This is a genomic window from Rhodococcus sp. IEGM 27 (genome assembly GCF_033142305.1).
Taxonomy (GTDB): Bacteria; Actinomycetota; Actinomycetes; order Mycobacteriales; family Mycobacteriaceae; genus Rhodococcus_F; species Rhodococcus_F oxybenzonivorans.
Window position 1 is genome coordinate 473,162 of sequence record NZ_JAWLSG010000006.1, and the last position, 17,115, is coordinate 490,276.

The following is a 17,115-nucleotide window of genomic DNA, read 5'->3' on the forward strand; positions in this document are numbered from 1 at the left end:
TCACCGAGACCCGCACGCCCACAGGCCAGGAGCACACCACACCATGACAACCGAACAACTCGAAGGCACCACGGTGCGGATGCCGGCGCTCGGGGAAAACGTCGACGAAGGCACCATCACCCGGTGGCTCAAACAACCCGGCGACCGCATCGAGGCCGAGGAACCACTGCTCGAGGTTGCCACCGACAAGGTCGACACCGAAATACCGTCCCCCGTCGGCGGAATTCTCCAGCGCATCCTCGCCGACGAGGATGACGTGGTGACAGTCGGCGCCGAGCTCGCTGTCATCACCGATTCGTCGGACGGTGCGGCCGCCGCACCGACAAACGCTTCGCCGGCTCCTCCTGTTCAGGCACCGCCTGCGGTTTCGGCACCCACCGCAGCTGCGGCGCCTCCGGTTTCGGCGCCGACCGTTCCCCCGACGCCGAAACCGGAACCCACCCCGGAACCCACGCTCGCACCCCCGGCGCAGCGGGAGCAGGCCGCTTCGGACGACTCCGTCACCGAGAAGCTGCCGCGGATTCGGCGCACCATCGCTCAGCGGATGGTCGAGTCGTTGCAGACCTCGGCCCAGCTCACCACCGTCCTCGAGGTCGACGTCACCGCGATCGCCCGGCTGCGGGCCGCCCACAAGGACGACTTCCTCGCTCGCACCGGACTAAAGCTCTCGTTCCTGCCGTTCTTCGCCAAAGCCGCGGTCGACGCGCTCACCGAGCACCGGGTCCTCAACGCCTCACTGAACGCCGACGTCACCGAGGTGACCTACTACGACCACTGCCACCTCGGTATGGCCGTCGACAGCGAAAAAGGGTTGATGGTGCCGGTCATCCGGGATGCGCAGAATCTCGGGATCGAGGGGCTCGCCCGGGCGATCGCGGACAAGGCCGAGAAGGTGCGCACCGGAAAGATCACCGCAGACGAATTATCCGGCGGCACGTTCACCCTCACCAACACCGGCAGCCGGGGTGCGCTCTTCGACACCCCGATCATCAACCAACCCCAGACCGGCATCCTCGGTGTCGGTGCAGTGGTCGAGCGGCTGATCCCGACAGGGCAGGACGGCGAGCTCCGCATCGACGTGCGGTCGATGGCCTACCTGTCCATCTCCTACGATCACCGCATCGTCGACGGCGCCGACGCCGCCCGATTCCTCACCACCGTCAAGAACCGGCTCGAAACCGGCTTCACAGCCGCCGATCTCGCCTGATCGGCACCGGCACACACGCCGAAGGAGCAATGATGACGCGAGACGATCAGGCCATGCTGGCGTTCGCCGCCAAATGGTCCCGATTCGGCGGAGGAGACGAATACATCCTCCCCGAGTTCGGCATCACCCCGCAGGTGTTCTACCAACGCCTTCTCACGATGGTGACGTCCACCCTGATCAACGACGTCGACTTCTCAACCCGGACATACTTGAGGGACTTCTGCTCCAGCAAACTCGCCCGCCCGGCTTCGGGCACTGCCGCGGTGACACGCGTGGCCGTGTAACCCGGTGGATTACTCGTTCCCGGTTGGCCGGGCGACGAGGGTGATCACCAGGTTCGCACGGCGTGACACCCCGGCCCACGGGCCCAGCATCGGATAGACGGTGCGATCCACCGTCGTCTCCGCAGTAATATGGAGTGTGTCGGCCACCTCGATCGCCCGAAGCTGCAACCGCACGGGAGCCGTGGTCCCCCGAACGGTCACCTCGCACGGAACGGACTGACTCGACAGGGCGGCACCATCGATCGCCACCCTAATCGTGGGGTGCTTATCCGTGTGGAGGTAGTGCGCGGACCGCAGGTGCCAATCACGGGGCCCCAATGCGGTATCGATGCGGTTGGCAGCAAGCAGACCGGTCCCGGTAATGCGGCCGCCGCTGACCGTGATCGAACCCTCCCGCACCGGGATACGGCCCCGCACCCACATCAACCCGAACGCTTTGGCCCGGAATGTCACCGCCGATCGCCCGGTATCGATGGCATACGTACCAGAGGGAATGGTTGTGGAGGCCGGGTCCGAGGACGCGGAATGGATGTCGGGCATAGGTGGACTCCTCGGAAAAGATGCTTTCGCCGAATGGCAGTTGAAATATTTGATAACAGTTGTCCTGAATGTGCAAGGTTTGATCGAAATCTTCGCTGCCCGGCCCGACGCCCACGCCGATCACGTTCGGAGGGCGGCCGTTTCGTCCGACAGCGTCGACGGTGGGCAGGATGACCACCGGATTCTGCTTCAGTATCAGCATCGGCGTGCAGATTGCTCACTCTCATGGGTGCTGGTTGCCGGATCTGCCGGTCGCTGCTTGACTGAGATCACGCAGGCACGAGAAAGACACGCCGTTTCTCGATCGCCTACCGGGAGAGCTCACGAGGCCGGAGACCCGGACAACGACACCGCCGCACGGTTTTCGACGCATCGTAAATGGCGGGTCCGACCCGTAACCGCAAACTGTGCGCACCATGTGCAGCACGGATCCGACTCGAGGACTTCTTGTGCACTCTTCTGTCTCCGCTCCGCAGCGAACCCTCCCGGCGATGTGCGACAGCGAGCCGCCCAGCCGGATTGCCGCAGCAGCCACTGCTCTCCCCGAACACCACCCGATCCGGGTGACCGGCGCCCAAGCGGTGGTGCGCTCACTCGAAGCGCTTGCCGTCGAGGTGGTCTTCGGTATCCCGGGTGGTGCGATCCTGCCGGTGTACGACCCGCTGATCGATTCCCAGCGGCTGCGTCACGTGCTGGTGCGACACGAGCAGGGCGCTGGACATGCGGCCACCGGCTACGCCCAAGCCACCGGCAAGGTCGGCGTGTGCATGGCAACGTCCGGCCCGGGCGCGACGAACCTGGTCACCCCGCTCGCCGACGCGCAGATGGACTCGGTGCCGATCGTGGCGATCACCGGGCAAGTCGGACGCGGCTTGATCGGCACCGATGCCTTCCAGGAAGCCGACATCTGCGGTATCACCATGCCGATCACCAAGCACAACTTCCTGGTCACCGACCCCAAAGACATCCCCCGCACCCTCGCGGAGGCGTTCCGCATCGCCGCCACCGGACGCCCCGGCGCGGTGCTCGTCGACATCCCCAAGGATGTCCTGCAGGCCACCACCACCTTTGCCTGGCCACCGGCGACCCACCTGCCCGGCTACCGGCCGGTCAGCAAACCACACGGCAAGCAGATCCGTGCGGCCGCCGACCTCATCGCCGCCGCGAAGGCGCCCGTCCTCTACGTCGGTGGGGGTGTGATCAAGGCCGAGGCGTCGGTCGAGCTGGCGCTGCTCGCGGAGCTGACCGGGATTCCCGTCGTGACGACGCTGATGGCCCGCGGAGCGTTTCCCGACAGCCACCGCCTGCACTACGGGATGCCCGGCATGCACGGCACCGTCGCCGCCGTCGCCGCGCTCCAGAAGAGCGACCTGCTGATCGCACTCGGTGCCCGGTTCGACGACCGCGTCACCGGCGAAGCGGACTCGTTCGCGCCCGGCGCCCAGGTCATCCACGCCGACATCGACCCCGCCGAGATCGGCAAGAACCGATTCGCCGACGTGCCGATCGTCGGTGACTGCAAGCAGACCATCACAGCACTGATCGACGCGATGCGTTCCCGCCGCAACCAAGGCCGACCAATCGACCTGACCGGCTGGCGCGACTACCTCGACGAGATTCGCCGGACCTACCCGGTCAGCTACGACCGCCCTCGCGACGGAGCCCTGTCACCGGAGTTCGTCATCGAAGCTCTCGGCAAGGCCGCCGGTCCCCATGCGATCTATTGCTCCGGCGTCGGCCAGCACCAGATGTGGGCCGCCCACTACATCAGCTACGAAAAGCCGCGCACCTGGCTGAATTCGGGCGGCCTCGGCACGATGGGTTATGCGGTGCCGGCGGCGCTGGGCGCGAAACTCGGTGCACCCGACCGTGAGGTGTGGGCGATCGACGGCGACGGCTGCTTCCAGATGACCAACCAGGAACTGGCCACCGCCGCGATCGAGGGCATCCCGATCAAGGTCGCCGTGATCAACAATGGAAACCTCGGCATGGTCAAACAACTGCAGGAAATTCACTACGGCGGCCGCTACTCGAACGTCGACCTGGCCACCCATTCGCGCCGCATCCCCGACTTCGTGCAGCTCTCCGAGGCACTCGGGTGTGTCGCACTGCGCTGCGAACGCGAGGAGGACGTCGACGCGGTGATCGCCCGAGCCCGGGCTATCAACGACCGCCCCGTCGTCATCGACTTCATCGTCGGTGACGACGCCCTTGTCTGGCCCATGATCGCCGCCGGCGCCAGCAACGACCAGATCATGGCCGCTCGAGGAATCCGGCCGCTGTTCGACGACACCGAAGAAGCCACCGAGACCGCCACCATCCACGGACTGCTCGAGGGGATCGACGGCCACTAGAAGCCGCGACCTACTTCCTAGCGTTACGCGAAACACGACCCACTCGGTTTCGGACGTGGCGCCGCATCCGGGCTGAAAATCCGGAGTTTGCGGATTCCGCCGGTGAACGCCCTCAGTCGGTGCGCAGCAAGCCGTGGAGCAGGAGGTCGCCGAGCTCTCCGAAGGCATCGGCGGCGGACAGTCCGGTGCGCTCGAGGAGCACACCGGACTGGACGGCGTCAATCGCCAATGCCACCAACTGGGCGGCGAATGCGGCGTCGGTGGCGCGGAAGTGCCCGGCTTCGACGCCCTCGTCGATCAATTCGTGCACCCTCTGCGCGGCCTGCGCGGTATTGCGACCGTAGATCTCCGCCGTCGGTGCGTACGAAACCATGTCTTCGTAAAACGCCCGCGAGTTGCGGCGCATCGCCGAGGCGACACCACCGAGATACGTCGTAATCCGCTTACGAGGATCGGACTCGTCGGCAACGGCGGCTTCGATCTCGTCCGCGGCGGCGCCGAAGAAGTGTTTCGTGGCGGCGATGACAAGTTGCTCTTTTGTCGACGCCACGCTGTAGAGGGTGGCCTTGGAGCACCGCAGACGCTGCGTCAGGTCGTCGACGGTGACCGACGTGAACCCCTCCGTCAGGAAGATCTCCTCGATCCGCGCGAGCAGTTCATCCCTGCGGGCGGTGTCGACGCGCCGACGCCGCGGGGTATTCATCGTCGCGCGGTTCGGCGTCGCTCCTGCACGGGCCATGCGGTCGAGTGTTCCACAATCCCGGGCCCCTCGAATCCACAGGGCTTCCCTTCCCGACACACGTTGGGTACATTGATAGGTACTCAATTACCCAATAGATTACCCGCTAGGAGTTGTCGTGGCTGCCGATATCGACGCGCGAGTACGCGAGATCCTGTCGTCCTACGCCGGTGACGGCACGAACGTGGCGTGGCTACTGTGCGATCGGCACCCACCCGAATCCCTGGCACTCACGGTCGTGAACGAGGATCTGTCCACCACACGACTGACCTATGCAGACCTCACCGAGTCGTCACGCCGGTTCGCGCAGGTGCTCACCGATCACGGGATCGGCCGGGGCGATCGCGTGGCGACCCTGATGGGCAAGAGCACCGACCTGGTCACCGTGCTTCTCGGCATCTGGCGGGTCGGGGCCGTCTACGTTCCACTGTTCACGGCGTTCGCCGAGGACGCCGTGACCTCGCGCTTGGCCAATTCGGAGACCAAGCTCGTCGTCGTCGACGCACAGTACCGGTCCAAGATCTCCTCCGACGGCGCATGGGACATTCTCGTCTCGGGTGACGGTGCGGACACGCTGACAGCACTGCTGGTGTCCACTCCTGCCGACGCCCGGCCGTCCGCTTCGGTCGGTGGAGACGGCCCCTTGGTGCACATGTTCACCTCGGGCACCACCGGCACCCCCAAAGGCGTCATCCATCCCGTCCGCTATATCGCCGGATGGCACAGCTACCTCGAATTCGCACTCGGCGTCCGCGGCGACAGCGTGTTCTGGTGCGCGGCGGACCCGGGTTGGGCGTACGGGCTCTACACCGCGATCATCGCACCGTTGGCCGCCGGCGTTCCGACAATCCTGACCCGCGGCGGTTTCTCCGCCGCCTCCACGTGGTCGGTGCTCTCTCAACTGGAGGTCACCGATTACGCGGCAGCGCCGACCGTGTACCGGGGCCTGCGCGCCGAAACACTGACTCGTCCGGACACACTCGCGTTGCGCCGCCTCTCGAGCGCGGGTGAACCGCTCACCCCCGAGGTCAACCTCTGGGCCGAGAAGGAACTCGGCCTGCTCGTCCACGACCACTACGGACAGACCGAACTCGGGATGCCCGCCGGTTTCCCGCATCACCCCGACGTCGCAGTGCCGGTGGTGTCCGGAGCGATGGGGGTCGCGCTGCCCGGGTGGACGCTGAAGTTGCTCGAGAACGACCGCGACGAGCCCGCACCCGCCGGCACGGTCGGGCGGCTCGCGGTGGTGGTCGCCGACAGCCCGCTGATGACGTTCACCGAGTACGCGGGTGGACGCGGCGACGCGGGCCGATTCACCACCGACAAGAACTACTTCCTCACCGGCGACACCGCCAGCATCGACGCCGACGGAATCCTGCACTTCTCCTCCCGCGACGACGACGTCATCATCATGGCCGGTTACCGAATCGGCCCCTTCGACGTCGAATCCGTACTGGCGCAGCACCCTGCAGTGCGTGAGTGCGCCGTGGTCGCCGCACCCGACGAGGTGCGCGGCGAAGTGATCGAGGCCTACGTCATCACTGCACCGGACCACGACCAGGACCCCGGCGACGCGCTCGCCCACGAACTGCAGCAGTGGGTGAAAACCAAGTACGCCGCCCACGCCTACCCGCGCCGGGTGCATTTCGTCGACACCCTCCCCAAGACCCCGAGCGGCAAGATCCAGCGCGCGCAGCTCCGCCAGCAGCGCCGCGCCGAACTGTCCCGACAGGAAGCACACTCATGACCGATGCCCGGACACCGCTGGTCGTGACCCAGCACGGTGCGACACGCATGTTCACCCTCAACCGCCCCGACCGACGAAACGCCTTGAACGACATCCTGGTCGAGGCACTGGGCGCCGCGCTGTCCGACGCCGAGGCCGACCGCGACACCCGAGCCGTCGTCCTGCGCGGCGCCGGCAAAAGTTTCTGCGCCGGTGCCGACCTCCAGTATTTTCTGGACCTGCACTCCCGTGGGCACGCCCCTACCGGGTTCCTTCGGGGCGTCTCAGCCCTCGCCACTCGACTCGAGGCCAGCCGGTTGCCTGTCGTCGCGGCGATCCACGGGCACGCCGTCGCCGGTGGACTCGAACTCGCGCTCGCCTGCGACGTCGTCATCTCCACCCCCACCGCCCTCATCGGTGACGGACACGTCCGCAACAACCTGCTTCCCGCCGGCGGTGCCAGCGTGCGCCTGCCCCGCAAGGTCGGCGACGCCATGGCCCGCTGGCTCGCCCTCACCGGCGCCCTGCTCCCGGCAACCGAACTGCAGCGCACCGGATGGCTACACGAGGTCGTCGACCACGAACACCTCCACACCGCAGCCCTGACCGCCGCCACCGAACTCGCCGAACACGCCGGCCCCGCCCAACACGCCTACAAATCGCTGCTCTCCGACCTCACCGGCCTCGACGAAAAAGACGGCCTCGCTCATGAACTCGACGCCTTCGACACCCACTGGCAGACCAGCGACGTCCCCACCGCCCTGAACGACTTCCTGCACGGCAGGACCACCAACCCCAACACCCACCCCGCCCCGACAGGAACACGATGAACCGCTACACCGATCAGGTCGTCCTCGTCACCGGCGCCGGCCAAGGACTCGGCGCCGCGATGGCCCACCGGTTCGCCGCCGAAGGCGCCACCGTCGCGATCGCCGAGATCAACGACACCGCCGGCCAGGCCTTGGCCGCCGAGCTGACCGACCGCTACGGCCGCCCCGCCACCAGCCACCCCGTCGACGTCGCCTCCGCCGAGCAGGTGCAGGACTGGGTCGACACGATCGCCGACACCCACGGACGCATCGACGCCCTGGTCAACAACGCCGGCATCATCCGCGACAACCGGATCGAGAAGATCACCGTCGAGGACTGGCACGCCGTCATCGACGTCTCCCTCACCGGGTCCTTTCTCTGCGCCCAGGCCGTCCTGCCGCACATGCGCGCCCGCACCTACGGACGGATCGTGTCCTTCAGCTCGATGAGCTGGCGCGGGAACTTCGGACAGGCCAACTATGTTGCCGCCAAGGCCGGCATCGTCGGCCTCACCCGCACCATCGCCCTCGAAGCCGCCCGCGACGGCATCACCGCCAACGCCATCGCCCCCGGACTCATCGAAACCCCGATGCTCGCCTCCATGAACGGACCCGCCCGCGACAAACTCGTCTCCAAAGTCCCCCAAAAGCGCACCGGCGACCCCACCGACATCGCCGAAGCCGCCGCCTACCTCTGCTCCCCCGCCGCCGGCTACGTCAGCGGCATCGTCCTCGACGTCGACGGCGGCCTCGGCATCGGATCCTCCATCCGGTAGCTCCGATCGAAAGCTCCCCAGCGCCTCGGCTGGGTGGGCGCCACCCTCAGTCCATCAGCCGGAATCCCGCCTCTATTCCCTCGCGCCACTGACTGAGTTCGACCTCATAATCACCGACGCCCGCACCCCGCGCAGTCAGCGAACTGACCTTCGCAGCTTCTTGCGCTCGTCCTCGGTGTAGCCACCCCAAATGCCATGGCGTTCGTAAGACCCGAGTGCATATTCGAGGCACCGGTCCCGCACGGGGCACCGCCGGCAGACCTGTTTGGCCGCACGTACTCGACGCGCACGGGGTTCGCCTCGTTCGTTGTCGGGGTGGAAGAACACCGCGGGGTCGGTGTCCCGGCAGGCCGCGGACAGCTGCCAGTCCCACTCCTCGGCGATGGGGACGGGCAGCCGCACCGTCAGGGCAGGCATCTGCGTTCCTTCCTCGCTCGCCGGTAGACGCGGATCAGACTGGCAGTGGAGCTGTCCCCGACCTCCGGTGCTCCGCCCTGGTCCCACAAGGCGGGACCCAGTTCCAGCGCCGACGTCTTACCGAGCTCGACTCCCCATTGGTCGAACGAGTCGATTCCCCAGACGACGCCTTGAACGAATACCTGGTGTTCATACAGGGCGATCAACTGTCCGAGAGTCGATGGGGTGAGCTTCGTGCCCAAAATTGTTGTCGAGGGCCTGTTTCCGGGCATCACCTTGTGTGCGACGAGCTCGGCGGGCGTCCCGTCTTCGGTGATCTCGGCGTCGGTCCTGCCGAACGCGAGGACTTTCGATTGTGCGAGGAGGTTCGCAGTCAGCACATCGTGCATGGAGCCGATGCCGTCGATTGTGGGTAGATCCTCCACCGGCTCCGTGAATCCCACGAAGTCGACGGGGATCAGATGTGTGCCCTGGTGCAGAAGCTGATGGAACGCATGTTGCCCGTTCGTGCCTGGTTCTCCCCAGAAAACCTCGCCGGTGAAGGTGCCGACCGGAGTACCGTCCGCCCGCACCGATTTGCCATTCGATTCCATGGTCAGTTGTTGCAAATACGCCGGAAACCTGGCCAGGTCGTTCGCGTACGGCAGCACGGCCCGCGAGTCGGCACCGAAGAAGCTCGAGTACCACACACCGAGCATGCCGAGGATGACGGGCGCATTCGATTCCAAAGGTGCAGTGCGGAAGTGCTCGTCGATCGCCCGCATCCCGCCGAGGAACTCGGTGAACCGCTCTCGTCCGATCGCGATCATGACCGAAAGCCCGACGGCGGACCCGACCGAGTACCGTCCGCCCACCCATTCCCAGAAGCCGAACATGTTGTCGGCGGTGATACCGAAAGCCGTGACCCGTGCAGTGTCGGTAGACACCGCGACGAAATGGCGGGGCACCGCATCCTCCCCCAGTGCGCCGGTGATCCAGCGCCGGGCAGCGGATGCGTTCGTCATCGTCTCCAGCGTGGAGAAGGTCTTGGAGACAACGACGAACAGTGTGGTGCGCGGGTCCAGGTCGGTCAGATTCGACAACAGATCCGTGGGATCGATATTGGAGACGAACCGTAGCTCGGGCCCGTCGACGTAGTGGCGCAAGGCGCGATAGGCCATGGCCGGACCGAGGTCGGATCCACCGATCCCGATGTTCACCACCGTACGAATGCGCTCGCCGGTGGCCCCGCGCCACACGCCGGACCGGACACGATCGGTGAACTCACCCATCCGCCCCAGCACCGCGTGCACGTCCTCGATCACGTTCTGTCCGTCGACGATCAGCTCGCGCTCGGGGCTCGCGCGCAGAGCAGTGTGCAGAACAGCCCGGTCCTCGGAGGTGTTGATGTGTTCGCCGGTGAACATCGCCTCACGGTGGCGTTCCACGCCGGCGGCCCGGGCGAGGTCGAGTAACAGGCCGACCGTCTCGCGCGTGACACGATGCTTGCTGTAATCGATGTAGAGATCACCGGCCATGACATTCAGGTCTTCGCCCCGACGAGGGTCGGCGTCGAACAGTTCCCGAAGGTGCGTGGCCGCGACTTCCCAGTGGTGATCGGACAATTTCTGCCACAGCGGCGTAGCGGTGACGTTGTGTGTCATGCGAGTCCTCGCAGCCGGGGGGCAAGGTCGCGCTCGAACAACTCCAGGAACCGCTTCTGGTCGTGTCCGGGCGCGTGGAACACCAGATGATTCAATCCGGCGTCGAGATACGGCTTGATCTGCGCCACCGCCTCATCCGGATCCGACGCCACGATCCACCGCTTCGCGACCTGCTCGATCGGCAACGCATCCGCCGCCTTCTCCATCTCGATCGGATCATCGATCGAATGCTTCTGCTCCGCCGTCAACGACAACGGCGCCCAGAACCGGGTGTTCTCCAGCGCCAACTCCGGATCGGTGTCATAGGAAATCTTGATCTCGATCATCTTGTCGATCTCCGCGACATCACGCTCCGCCTTCGCCGCCCCCTCCGCGACCGCCGGCAGCAACTTCTCCGTATACAACTCCATCCCCTTACCCGACGTACAAATGAACCCGTCCCCACTGCGGCCGGCATACCGGGCCACCACCGGACCACCCGCCGCGATATACACCGGAATCCCGTCCTCGGGCACGTCGTAAATCGACGCCCCCTTCGTGGAGAAATACTCGCCCTCGAAATCGACCCGATCCCCGAGCCACAGCTCCCGCATCAACCGCACCGACTCCCGCAACCGCGCGAACCGCTCCTTGAACTCCGGCCACTGCCCGGCAAAACCCGTCGCGATCTCATTGAGCGCCTCACCGGTACCCACCCCCAGCATCACCCGACCCGGATACAGACACCCCATCGTCGCGAACGCCTGCGCCACCACCGCCGGGTTGTACCGAAACGTCGGCGTCATCACCGACGTCCCCAACTGCAACCGCTCCGTCCGCTCCCCCACCGCCGTCATCCACGCAATCGAGAACGGCGCATGCCCACCCTCGTGCCGCCACGGCTGGAAATGATCCGACACCGTCGCCGAATCCATCCCGTGCGCCTCCGCCAGCACACCCAGCTCCACCAACTCCCGCGGACCGAACTGCTCCGCCGACGCCTTGTATCCCAGCTTTATCACGACTGCACCGCCTCCATGCTCCGAACCTGATGTCCACCGAATTGTTGCCGCAGAGCCGAAACCGCCTTCATAGCAGGTGAATCCGGCTGGCGGGAGGAGAAACGCGCGAACAGGGCGGCCGAGATGGCCGGGACCGGGACGGCGTGGGAGATGGCCTCTTCGACCGTCCAGCGCCCCTCGCCGGAATCTTCCGTGTATCCGGATATCGAGCTCAATCCCGGGTCCTGCCGAAGCGCAGCGACGAGAAGGTCGAGTAGCCAGGAGCGCACCACGGTGCCCTGCCGCCACGCACCCATCACAGCGTCGGGGGCAGTGATTCGGGGTTCGGCGGCCAGGAGTTCGTATCCCTCGGCGTACGCCTGCATCAATCCATACTCGATACCGTTGTGCACCATCTTGGCGTAATGGCCGGCGCCGACCGGCCCCGCATGCACGAAACTGTCCTCCCGCTTCCCTTCGGGCCTGAGTGCATCGAAGATCGGCATGGCGCGTGCAACATCGGCGTCGTCCCCGCCCACCATCAGCCCGTAGCCCTCGTCCAGGCCCCATACTCCGCCCGATACGCCGCAGTCCAGATAACCGATTCCGCGCTCACCGAGCACAGCGGAGTGGAACTCACCGTCCGAGAAGCGCGAGTTTCCGCCCTCGATCACGAGATCTCCGGGCCCGAGCAGCTCGCTCAGCTCGGCGATCACGGAGCGGGTCGGCTCACCGGCCGGAACCATCACCCACACCACTCTGGGGCCACTGAGGCGAGTGACCAATTCGGCCACCGAGTCGACGTCACGCACGGTGGGATCGAAATCGAAGCCGACGACCTCGTGCCCCGCGGCGCGAACACGCTCGCGCATGTTTCCGCCCATCCGCCCTAGACCTATCAAACCCAACTGCATCGGGAACTCCTTGACGTTTACTCGACCGCCGACCCCAAGCCGCAGACCCACGGATGCACGATATCGCGCACGATTTGCTTGCAATCATGCCGTTTGCGCGTTCGGACTGTCAATAACCGCGCATAAGGAGGTAGGATCCGGGTAGACCTGATCCGTGTGTGCATCGAGCCGAGTTTCAAGGAGTGTTTCTTGTCCGCAACCACACGACGTGGCGAAATACTCCAACGCCTTCACGTCGACGGCTATGTAGAGGCGAAGGTTCTCTCACGCGAGCTCGGTGTGGACGCGTCGACGATTCGGCGTGACCTCGACACGTTGGTTCGTTCCGGTCAAGCCGAACGAACTCACGGCGGGGCGCGGCCCGTCACAGGCGCATCCTCCGAAATCCCCTACGCGGTAAAGAAAACCGAGCGGCGACCCGAGAAGATCGCGATCGCACGTCGCGCAGCGCAGCATGTGGCCGATGGCGACACGATCATCCTCGACAGCGGGTCGACCACCTACCAGGTTGCTCTGGAGCTTCGTCACAAAGCTGATCTGACGATCATCACCAACGACCTTCGCATCGGCAAGTACGTAGCCACCATCCCCGCCGTCCGCCTGCTGGTCACCGGGGGCGAGCTACTCGGATCCGTCTTTACCCTTGTGGGCGAACGCGCCGTCGACTTCCTCTCCGACTACTCGGCCGACTGGGCCTTCCTCGGAGCAGACGCCATCGACCCGACTGCAGGTATCACCAATACCAACACGCTCGAAGTACCGCTCAAACGAGCGATCATCTCGGCCGCGGCGCGCACCATCGTCCTCGCGGACAGTTCGAAGTTCGGACACCGTGCTCTCGCCAAAGTCGCAGCGATAGACGAAGTCGAAACGATTCTCACCGACTCCGGACTTCCGAGTGATCAGGCCGAACAGTACGGCGGTAAAGTCGCCCGAGCGATGATGGCCGACGACTGAGGGTTGCGGGTCCTGGCGCTGACGGCATAGTCACCGCTGCGGAAACTTGGTCCGGTATCCCTGATCCGCAAGCCATCGGCGTGCACGTCCGCGGCGGCGTTCGTCCGAGAGCAGCTGGTATCGCTGGAACCAAAGAACGGTGTGCGGCTGATGTCAGGCTGCGGATCCGCCTGCGACGCTGTCGAGGTCGGGGAGCGGACGGCGGCTGACTCCGCGAGCGTCGTCCGGGGTCAACCCGAAGGTGCGCAGCAGGTCTTCGGCGAGTGCGTCGGTGGCCTCGGCGGCGTCACGGTCCGGGCGAGCGTGCAGTATCTGGCCGAGCCCGATGAGCGCTCCGGCGGTCAGTACCAGCGCCAGTTCCGGGTCACGGACGGTGAAGCGTCCGGTCGCGGTGGCTGCCTCGATGTCGCGAAGGGCACGGGGGGCGAGTCCGCGGTCGGCGGTGATCAGGTCGGGTGCGTTGTTGAGCAGCACGCGGCTGAGGTCGGGCTCCTTGCGAAAGAGGCGGCCGGTGAGCCGAAAAGCCTGCGCGAACGTCTCGGCGGGGTCCTCGAGGTCGCCGGTGAGGTGATCGAGGAGTTGGCCGTGCGCTTCCAGTGCGGCGTCCACCGCTGCCCGGTAGAGCTGTTCCTTGCTGTCGAAGTGGTTGTAGAACGAGCCCATTCCGACGTCGGCGGCCTGAGTGATTTCGAGTACGGGAGCACTGAGATTTCCCTCGGCGATGAAGGATTGCGCCGCACGAATGAGAGCCGCCCGCGTGCGTGCTTTTCGTCGTTCCAGTCGACTCGCTGGTGCGTCGTCGGTGGTCAAGGGCCGTGTCACCGCCTCTGTTGTGTGTAGACCCGCCCACGATAACACCGACGCTCAGAAATGATGATTTCGTCAGGAGCCTTGACCGACGAACCACTCATGAGTGACGATATCGTCATTCACTTGAGGAGAGCTCATGAATAAACACTTCGACGCTCACGCCGATCTGCACAGCGAACAGGGCGCACGGCGCGGTGAACACCCCGGCCGGGCGCCGAACCCGACCGTCAAGGTGCACGATCTCGCGTGGCTGGAATTCACGAAACCCGACCTCGACCGGGCCGAAATGTTCGCTCACGCCTTCGGATTCACCACCGCCTCACGGACCCGAGATGAACTGCAGCTACGGGGAACCGACGCCGGAACGCCGTGCGTGATCATCAAGAAGGGCCCCCGTTCCCGATTCCTGGGAGCGGCGTACCTCGCCGCCGATGACGCGGACGTGCTGCATCTGGCCGAGGCCACCAGCCGTCGTGTCGACCGACTGCCCGAGAGCCTGGGCGGCATCGTCGTCGAGTTGTCCGACCCGAATGGGAGTTCGGTGCGCGTGGTCTCCGGCGTGCGCCGGTTACCCGCACTGCCCGCGCAGACTCCGGTCACCCTCAACGTCGGACGCACGGCGGAACGGACTAACGCGACGCAGCGCCCACCACGGGAGCCGGCGTCGGTGCAGCGGTTGGGTCACGTGGTGCTACAGAGCACCACATACCTCGAGACACTGAATTGGTATCTGCAGCACCTGGGAATGATCGTGAGCGATTTCCAGTACTACCCCGGCCAACGGCAGCGGGGGCCGGTGATGAGTTTCATCCGCTGCGACCGTGGCAGCACCCCCGCCGACCATCACACCTTGGCTCTCACCCTCGGCCCGTCCAATCGCTACGTGCACTCGGCGTACCAGGTCTGCGACCTCGACACCTTGGCCGCAGGCGGCGAATACCTGCGGGAGCGGGGTTACCGCCGCTCGTGGGGGATCGGCCGTCACATCCAGGGCAGCCAGATTTTCGATTACTGGCGCGACCCGGACGGTTTCCTGGTCGAGCATTTCAGTGACGGTGACATGTTCGACGCTGCCCTCGAACCTGGCTGGGCGCCGATGAGCGCCTCCGGTCTGGCGCAGTGGGGCCCGCCGGCGACCAGTGATTTTCTCGGTACTGCCCCTGGCCGGGAGTCCCTGCGCGAATTGCGCGCGACGATCTCTTCGCTTCGCGGAGACAACGAGTTCGACCTCCAACGCCTTCGTGGCCTGTTGAAAGTAGCTTCTACATGAGCATTTCCGTCCTCCGCACCCACGACGGCTGGTGGGTGCAGACCCCACGCGGCGCCGCCCCGGTCGACTCCGCTGCCACCACGACGGCCGCACTTCTCGCCGATCGGGCGGCGATCGAGGCCGCTGCCACGGCCACGCACACGATCCCGATTGACACCTTGGAGCTACTCTCCCCGGTCACAGCCCCGTGCCGAGTGGTGGCGCAGATGACGAATTACGTCTCGCACGTGAAGGATTCGGGGATGAACCCGAATACCGTCCCGCTGACGTTCTTCCGAAAGGCGTCCGGTTCGATCAGTGGCCCGTTCGCGGACGTGCTCAAACCCGACCATGTCCGGTTTCTCGACTACGAGGTCGAGGCGGGACTGGTGTTCGGCCGACCCGTTCCGGTGGGTACCTCGATCGACGAGCACAACATTGCAGACTTCGTCGCCGGTCTCGTCATCACGAACGACGTGTCCGCCAGGGACGTGCAGCTCCCGAAAACGCAGTTCTACGAGGCGAAGTCGTATCCCACCTTCACCCCGGTGGGCCCGGTTTTGGTGCTTCTGGAGGAGGGCGACTTCAAGCGATTCGAAGATCTGCGACTGCAACTGCGCGTCAACGGCGAGGTCCGGCAGAACATGACGGTCGGACGGGACATGATCTACCGGCCTGTACAGGCGCTGCAGGCCCTGACCAAGTTCCAGCGACTCGATGCCGGAGACCTGCTGCTCACCGGTACTCCCGGGGGCACCGCTCTGAAGGCGCCGTCCAAGCCGGTCGAGATCATCGGCTCGCTGCTGCCGCCTGCGGTCAAGTGGAAGTCCTTCTTCAAGGCGCAGGCGAAGAACCCCCACTACCTGCAGGACGGCGATGTCATGGAGCTGTCGATCGCCACGGACGACAATGTCCTGGACCTGGGGATCCAGCGGACCGTGGTCAGGTTCGCCCGGTGACCGCTACCGCACTATGGCCGACGTACGACCATCCCGACGATCTCCCCGCAATAGAAGCCGTCCCGCTCGACTCCCGAGGACTACCCACGTCCACCTACCACCTGCTGGTCCGCGCGGCCGACCTGTGGCCCGACCGCACCGCGCTGACCGTCCTCCCCGACGCGGCGCGCTGGCGTGAACCGGTGCGGCGCACCTACTCACAATTGATCGCCGACGTGCACAGAGCCGCTACTGCCCTACACGCGGCCGGTATTCGTCGGAACGACGCCGTGGCGTTGATGTCGCCGCACCGCGACGAGCTGGTTACTGCCACCCTCACCGCGCAGGTCGCCGGTATCGCTGCCCCGATCAACCCGAGCCTGTCCGGTGAGCACATTGCCGAACTGCTGCGTCGTTCCGGTGCGCGGATCTTTGCGGCTCTGCCGCTGCTCCACGTCAACGCGCTGATCGTCACGCTGCTCGCACCGATGCTGCGGGGGCAGAACGTGGTGTGGGCCGGGCCGCTCGGCTACCGCGACGCCGCCCTGTACGGCGAGCTCTGGCGGATCATCGAGCACTACCGACTCGCCGCGATGAGCGCGGTCCCCACCGTCTACGCCGTGCGCGCGAAATGCCCGGTCGACGCCGACATCTCCAGCCTGCGCGCCTTCCTCGTCGGGGCATCCATGCTGCCCGCCGCTGCTCCGAATTCGGTCACCGTGCTCGACGCGATTGTCGAGGACGGTTCGGTCGTCGTCACCGTCGCCGCGGC

General features: G+C 65.7%; 16 protein-coding genes and 1 pseudogene. 10 read left to right on the plus strand and 7 right to left on the minus strand.

From position 1 onward, the window contains the following. Positions 1 to 43 precede the first annotated feature (43 nt). On the plus strand, positions 44 to 1,207 hold the full coding sequence (locus R4P95_RS23100; protein WP_213575043.1) for a 2-oxo acid dehydrogenase subunit E2: 1,164 nt from the start codon (positions 44 to 46) through the stop codon (positions 1,205 to 1,207). Positions 1,208 to 1,236: 29 nt separating this feature from the next. Next, the gene (locus R4P95_RS23105) at positions 1,237 to 1,491 is read left to right on the plus strand and encodes a DUF3263 domain-containing protein (RefSeq protein ID WP_397517800.1); all 255 of its coding nucleotides are present in this window, start codon (positions 1,237 to 1,239) and stop codon (positions 1,489 to 1,491) included. 9 nt (positions 1,492 to 1,500) lie between these two features. On the opposite strand, the gene R4P95_RS23110 is transcribed toward R4P95_RS23105, so the two are convergent. Next, positions 1,501 to 2,031 (minus strand): YceI family protein, encoded by a 531-nt coding sequence (locus R4P95_RS23110; RefSeq protein WP_213575046.1) that lies wholly within the window; start codon positions 2,029 to 2,031, stop codon positions 1,501 to 1,503. Between the two features lie 491 nt (positions 2,032 to 2,522). Between R4P95_RS23110 and R4P95_RS23115 the strand changes: the two genes are divergently transcribed. Continuing rightward, positions 2,523 to 4,385, plus strand: coding sequence for an acetolactate synthase large subunit (locus R4P95_RS23115; RefSeq protein WP_317745401.1), 1,863 nt, complete (start codon positions 2,523 to 2,525; stop codon positions 4,383 to 4,385). A 112-nt stretch (positions 4,386 to 4,497) separates the two neighbouring features. Here the strand turns inward: R4P95_RS23115 and R4P95_RS23120 are convergent, their stop codons facing one another. Further along, positions 4,498 to 5,124, minus strand: coding sequence for a TetR/AcrR family transcriptional regulator (locus tag R4P95_RS23120; protein ID WP_213575050.1), 627 nt, complete (start codon positions 5,122 to 5,124; stop codon positions 4,498 to 4,500). Positions 5,125 to 5,242: 118 nt separating this feature from the next. On the opposite strand from R4P95_RS23120, the gene R4P95_RS23125 reads away from it, so the two are divergent. From R4P95_RS23125 to R4P95_RS23135, 3 genes are read left to right on the plus strand one after another with little or no spacing between them, the layout of a single operon-like run. Then, on the plus strand, positions 5,243 to 6,871 hold the full coding sequence (locus tag R4P95_RS23125) for an AMP-binding protein (protein ID WP_213575052.1): 1,629 nt from the start codon (positions 5,243 to 5,245) through the stop codon (positions 6,869 to 6,871). Then, complete coding sequence (locus R4P95_RS23130) at positions 6,868 to 7,680, plus strand: enoyl-CoA hydratase/isomerase family protein (RefSeq protein ID WP_317745402.1); 813 nt, start codon at positions 6,868 to 6,870, stop codon at positions 7,678 to 7,680. The genes R4P95_RS23125 and R4P95_RS23130 overlap by 4 nt, the downstream gene beginning before the upstream one ends. Then, positions 7,677 to 8,435: an SDR family NAD(P)-dependent oxidoreductase gene (locus tag R4P95_RS23135; protein WP_213575055.1), complete on the plus strand. Its 759-nt coding sequence runs from the start codon at positions 7,677 to 7,679 to the stop codon at positions 8,433 to 8,435. Before R4P95_RS23130 ends, R4P95_RS23135 begins: the two co-directional genes overlap by 4 nt. A 135-nt stretch (positions 8,436 to 8,570) precedes the next feature. Here the strand turns inward: R4P95_RS23135 and R4P95_RS23140 are convergent, their stop codons facing one another. The 4 genes from R4P95_RS23140 to gnd are packed head-to-tail and all read right to left on the minus strand — an operon-like array spanning position 8,571 to position 12,389. After that, a complete protein-coding gene (locus R4P95_RS23140; RefSeq protein WP_317745403.1) occupies positions 8,571 to 8,852 on the minus strand; it encodes a WhiB family transcriptional regulator in 282 nt (93 codons plus the stop codon). Beyond that, positions 8,840 to 10,495 carry a glucose-6-phosphate isomerase gene (gene pgi / locus R4P95_RS23145; protein WP_317745405.1) on the minus strand — a complete coding sequence of 552 codons (1,656 nt, stop codon included), beginning with the start codon at positions 10,493 to 10,495 and terminating at the stop codon, positions 8,840 to 8,842. The genes R4P95_RS23140 and pgi overlap by 13 nt, the downstream gene beginning before the upstream one ends. Further along, positions 10,492 to 11,496 carry a glucose-6-phosphate dehydrogenase (coenzyme-F420) gene (fgd, locus tag R4P95_RS23150; RefSeq protein ID WP_317745406.1) on the minus strand — a complete coding sequence of 335 codons (1,005 nt, stop codon included), beginning with the start codon at positions 11,494 to 11,496 and terminating at the stop codon, positions 10,492 to 10,494. Before fgd ends, pgi begins: the two co-directional genes overlap by 4 nt. Continuing rightward, positions 11,493 to 12,389, minus strand: coding sequence for a phosphogluconate dehydrogenase (NAD(+)-dependent, decarboxylating) (gene gnd, locus R4P95_RS23155; RefSeq protein ID WP_317745407.1), 897 nt, complete (start codon positions 12,387 to 12,389; stop codon positions 11,493 to 11,495). Before gnd ends, fgd begins: the two co-directional genes overlap by 4 nt. A 189-nt stretch (positions 12,390 to 12,578) precedes the next feature. Between gnd and R4P95_RS23160 the strand changes: the two genes are divergently transcribed. Then, a complete protein-coding gene (locus R4P95_RS23160; protein ID WP_213575063.1) occupies positions 12,579 to 13,346 on the plus strand; it encodes a DeoR/GlpR family DNA-binding transcription regulator in 768 nt (255 codons plus the stop codon). 153 nt (positions 13,347 to 13,499) lie between these two features. Here R4P95_RS23160 and R4P95_RS23165 read toward each other — a convergent pair whose 3' ends face one another. Next, positions 13,500 to 14,168, minus strand: coding sequence for a TetR/AcrR family transcriptional regulator (locus R4P95_RS23165; protein WP_317745408.1), 669 nt, complete (start codon positions 14,166 to 14,168; stop codon positions 13,500 to 13,502). Between the two features lie 124 nt (positions 14,169 to 14,292). Between R4P95_RS23165 and R4P95_RS23170 the strand changes: the two genes are divergently transcribed. From R4P95_RS23170 to R4P95_RS23180, 3 genes and pseudogenes are all read left to right on the plus strand, one after another. Continuing rightward, positions 14,293 to 15,426, plus strand: a complete 1,134-nt coding sequence (locus R4P95_RS23170) for a VOC family protein (RefSeq protein WP_317745409.1) — start codon at positions 14,293 to 14,295, stop codon at positions 15,424 to 15,426. Then, on the plus strand, positions 15,423 to 16,364 hold the full coding sequence (locus R4P95_RS23175; protein ID WP_317745410.1) for a fumarylacetoacetate hydrolase family protein: 942 nt from the start codon (positions 15,423 to 15,425) through the stop codon (positions 16,362 to 16,364). The genes R4P95_RS23170 and R4P95_RS23175 overlap by 4 nt, the downstream gene beginning before the upstream one ends. Next, positions 16,361 to 17,056, plus strand: a pseudogene (locus R4P95_RS23180) (AMP-binding protein); the annotation flags it as partial. The gene R4P95_RS23175 and the pseudogene R4P95_RS23180, both read left to right, overlap by 4 nt. Between the last annotated feature and the right edge of the window lie 59 nt (positions 17,057 to 17,115).

What these genes read in the sequence shown, in the direction of transcription:
- R4P95_RS23100 (WP_213575043.1), top strand. Translation starts at nt 44, where the DNA reads ATGACAACCGAACAACTCGAAGGCACCACGGTGCGGATGCCGGCGCTC.
- R4P95_RS23105 (WP_397517800.1), top strand. Translation starts at nt 1,237, where the DNA reads ATGATGACGCGAGACGATCAGGCCATGCTGGCGTTCGCCGCCAAATGG.
- R4P95_RS23110 (WP_213575046.1), bottom strand. Translation starts at nt 2,031, where the DNA reads ATGCCCGACATCCATTCCGCGTCCTCGGACCCGGCCTCCACAACCATT.
- R4P95_RS23115 (WP_317745401.1), top strand. Translation starts at nt 2,523, where the DNA reads ATGTGCGACAGCGAGCCGCCCAGCCGGATTGCCGCAGCAGCCACTGCT.
- R4P95_RS23120 (WP_213575050.1), bottom strand. Translation starts at nt 5,124, where the DNA reads ATGGCCCGTGCAGGAGCGACGCCGAACCGCGCGACGATGAATACCCCG.
- R4P95_RS23130 (WP_317745402.1), top strand. Translation starts at nt 6,868, where the DNA reads ATGACCGATGCCCGGACACCGCTGGTCGTGACCCAGCACGGTGCGACA.
- R4P95_RS23135 (WP_213575055.1), top strand. Translation starts at nt 7,677, where the DNA reads ATGAACCGCTACACCGATCAGGTCGTCCTCGTCACCGGCGCCGGCCAA.
- R4P95_RS23140 (WP_317745403.1), bottom strand. Translation starts at nt 8,852, where the DNA reads ATGCCTGCCCTGACGGTGCGGCTGCCCGTCCCCATCGCCGAGGAGTGG.
- pgi (WP_317745405.1), bottom strand. Translation starts at nt 10,495, where the DNA reads ATGACACACAACGTCACCGCTACGCCGCTGTGGCAGAAATTGTCCGAT.
- gnd (WP_317745407.1), bottom strand. Translation starts at nt 12,389, where the DNA reads ATGCAGTTGGGTTTGATAGGTCTAGGGCGGATGGGCGGAAACATGCGC.
- R4P95_RS23170 (WP_317745409.1), top strand. Translation starts at nt 14,293, where the DNA reads ATGAATAAACACTTCGACGCTCACGCCGATCTGCACAGCGAACAGGGC.
- R4P95_RS23175 (WP_317745410.1), top strand. Translation starts at nt 15,423, where the DNA reads ATGAGCATTTCCGTCCTCCGCACCCACGACGGCTGGTGGGTGCAGACC.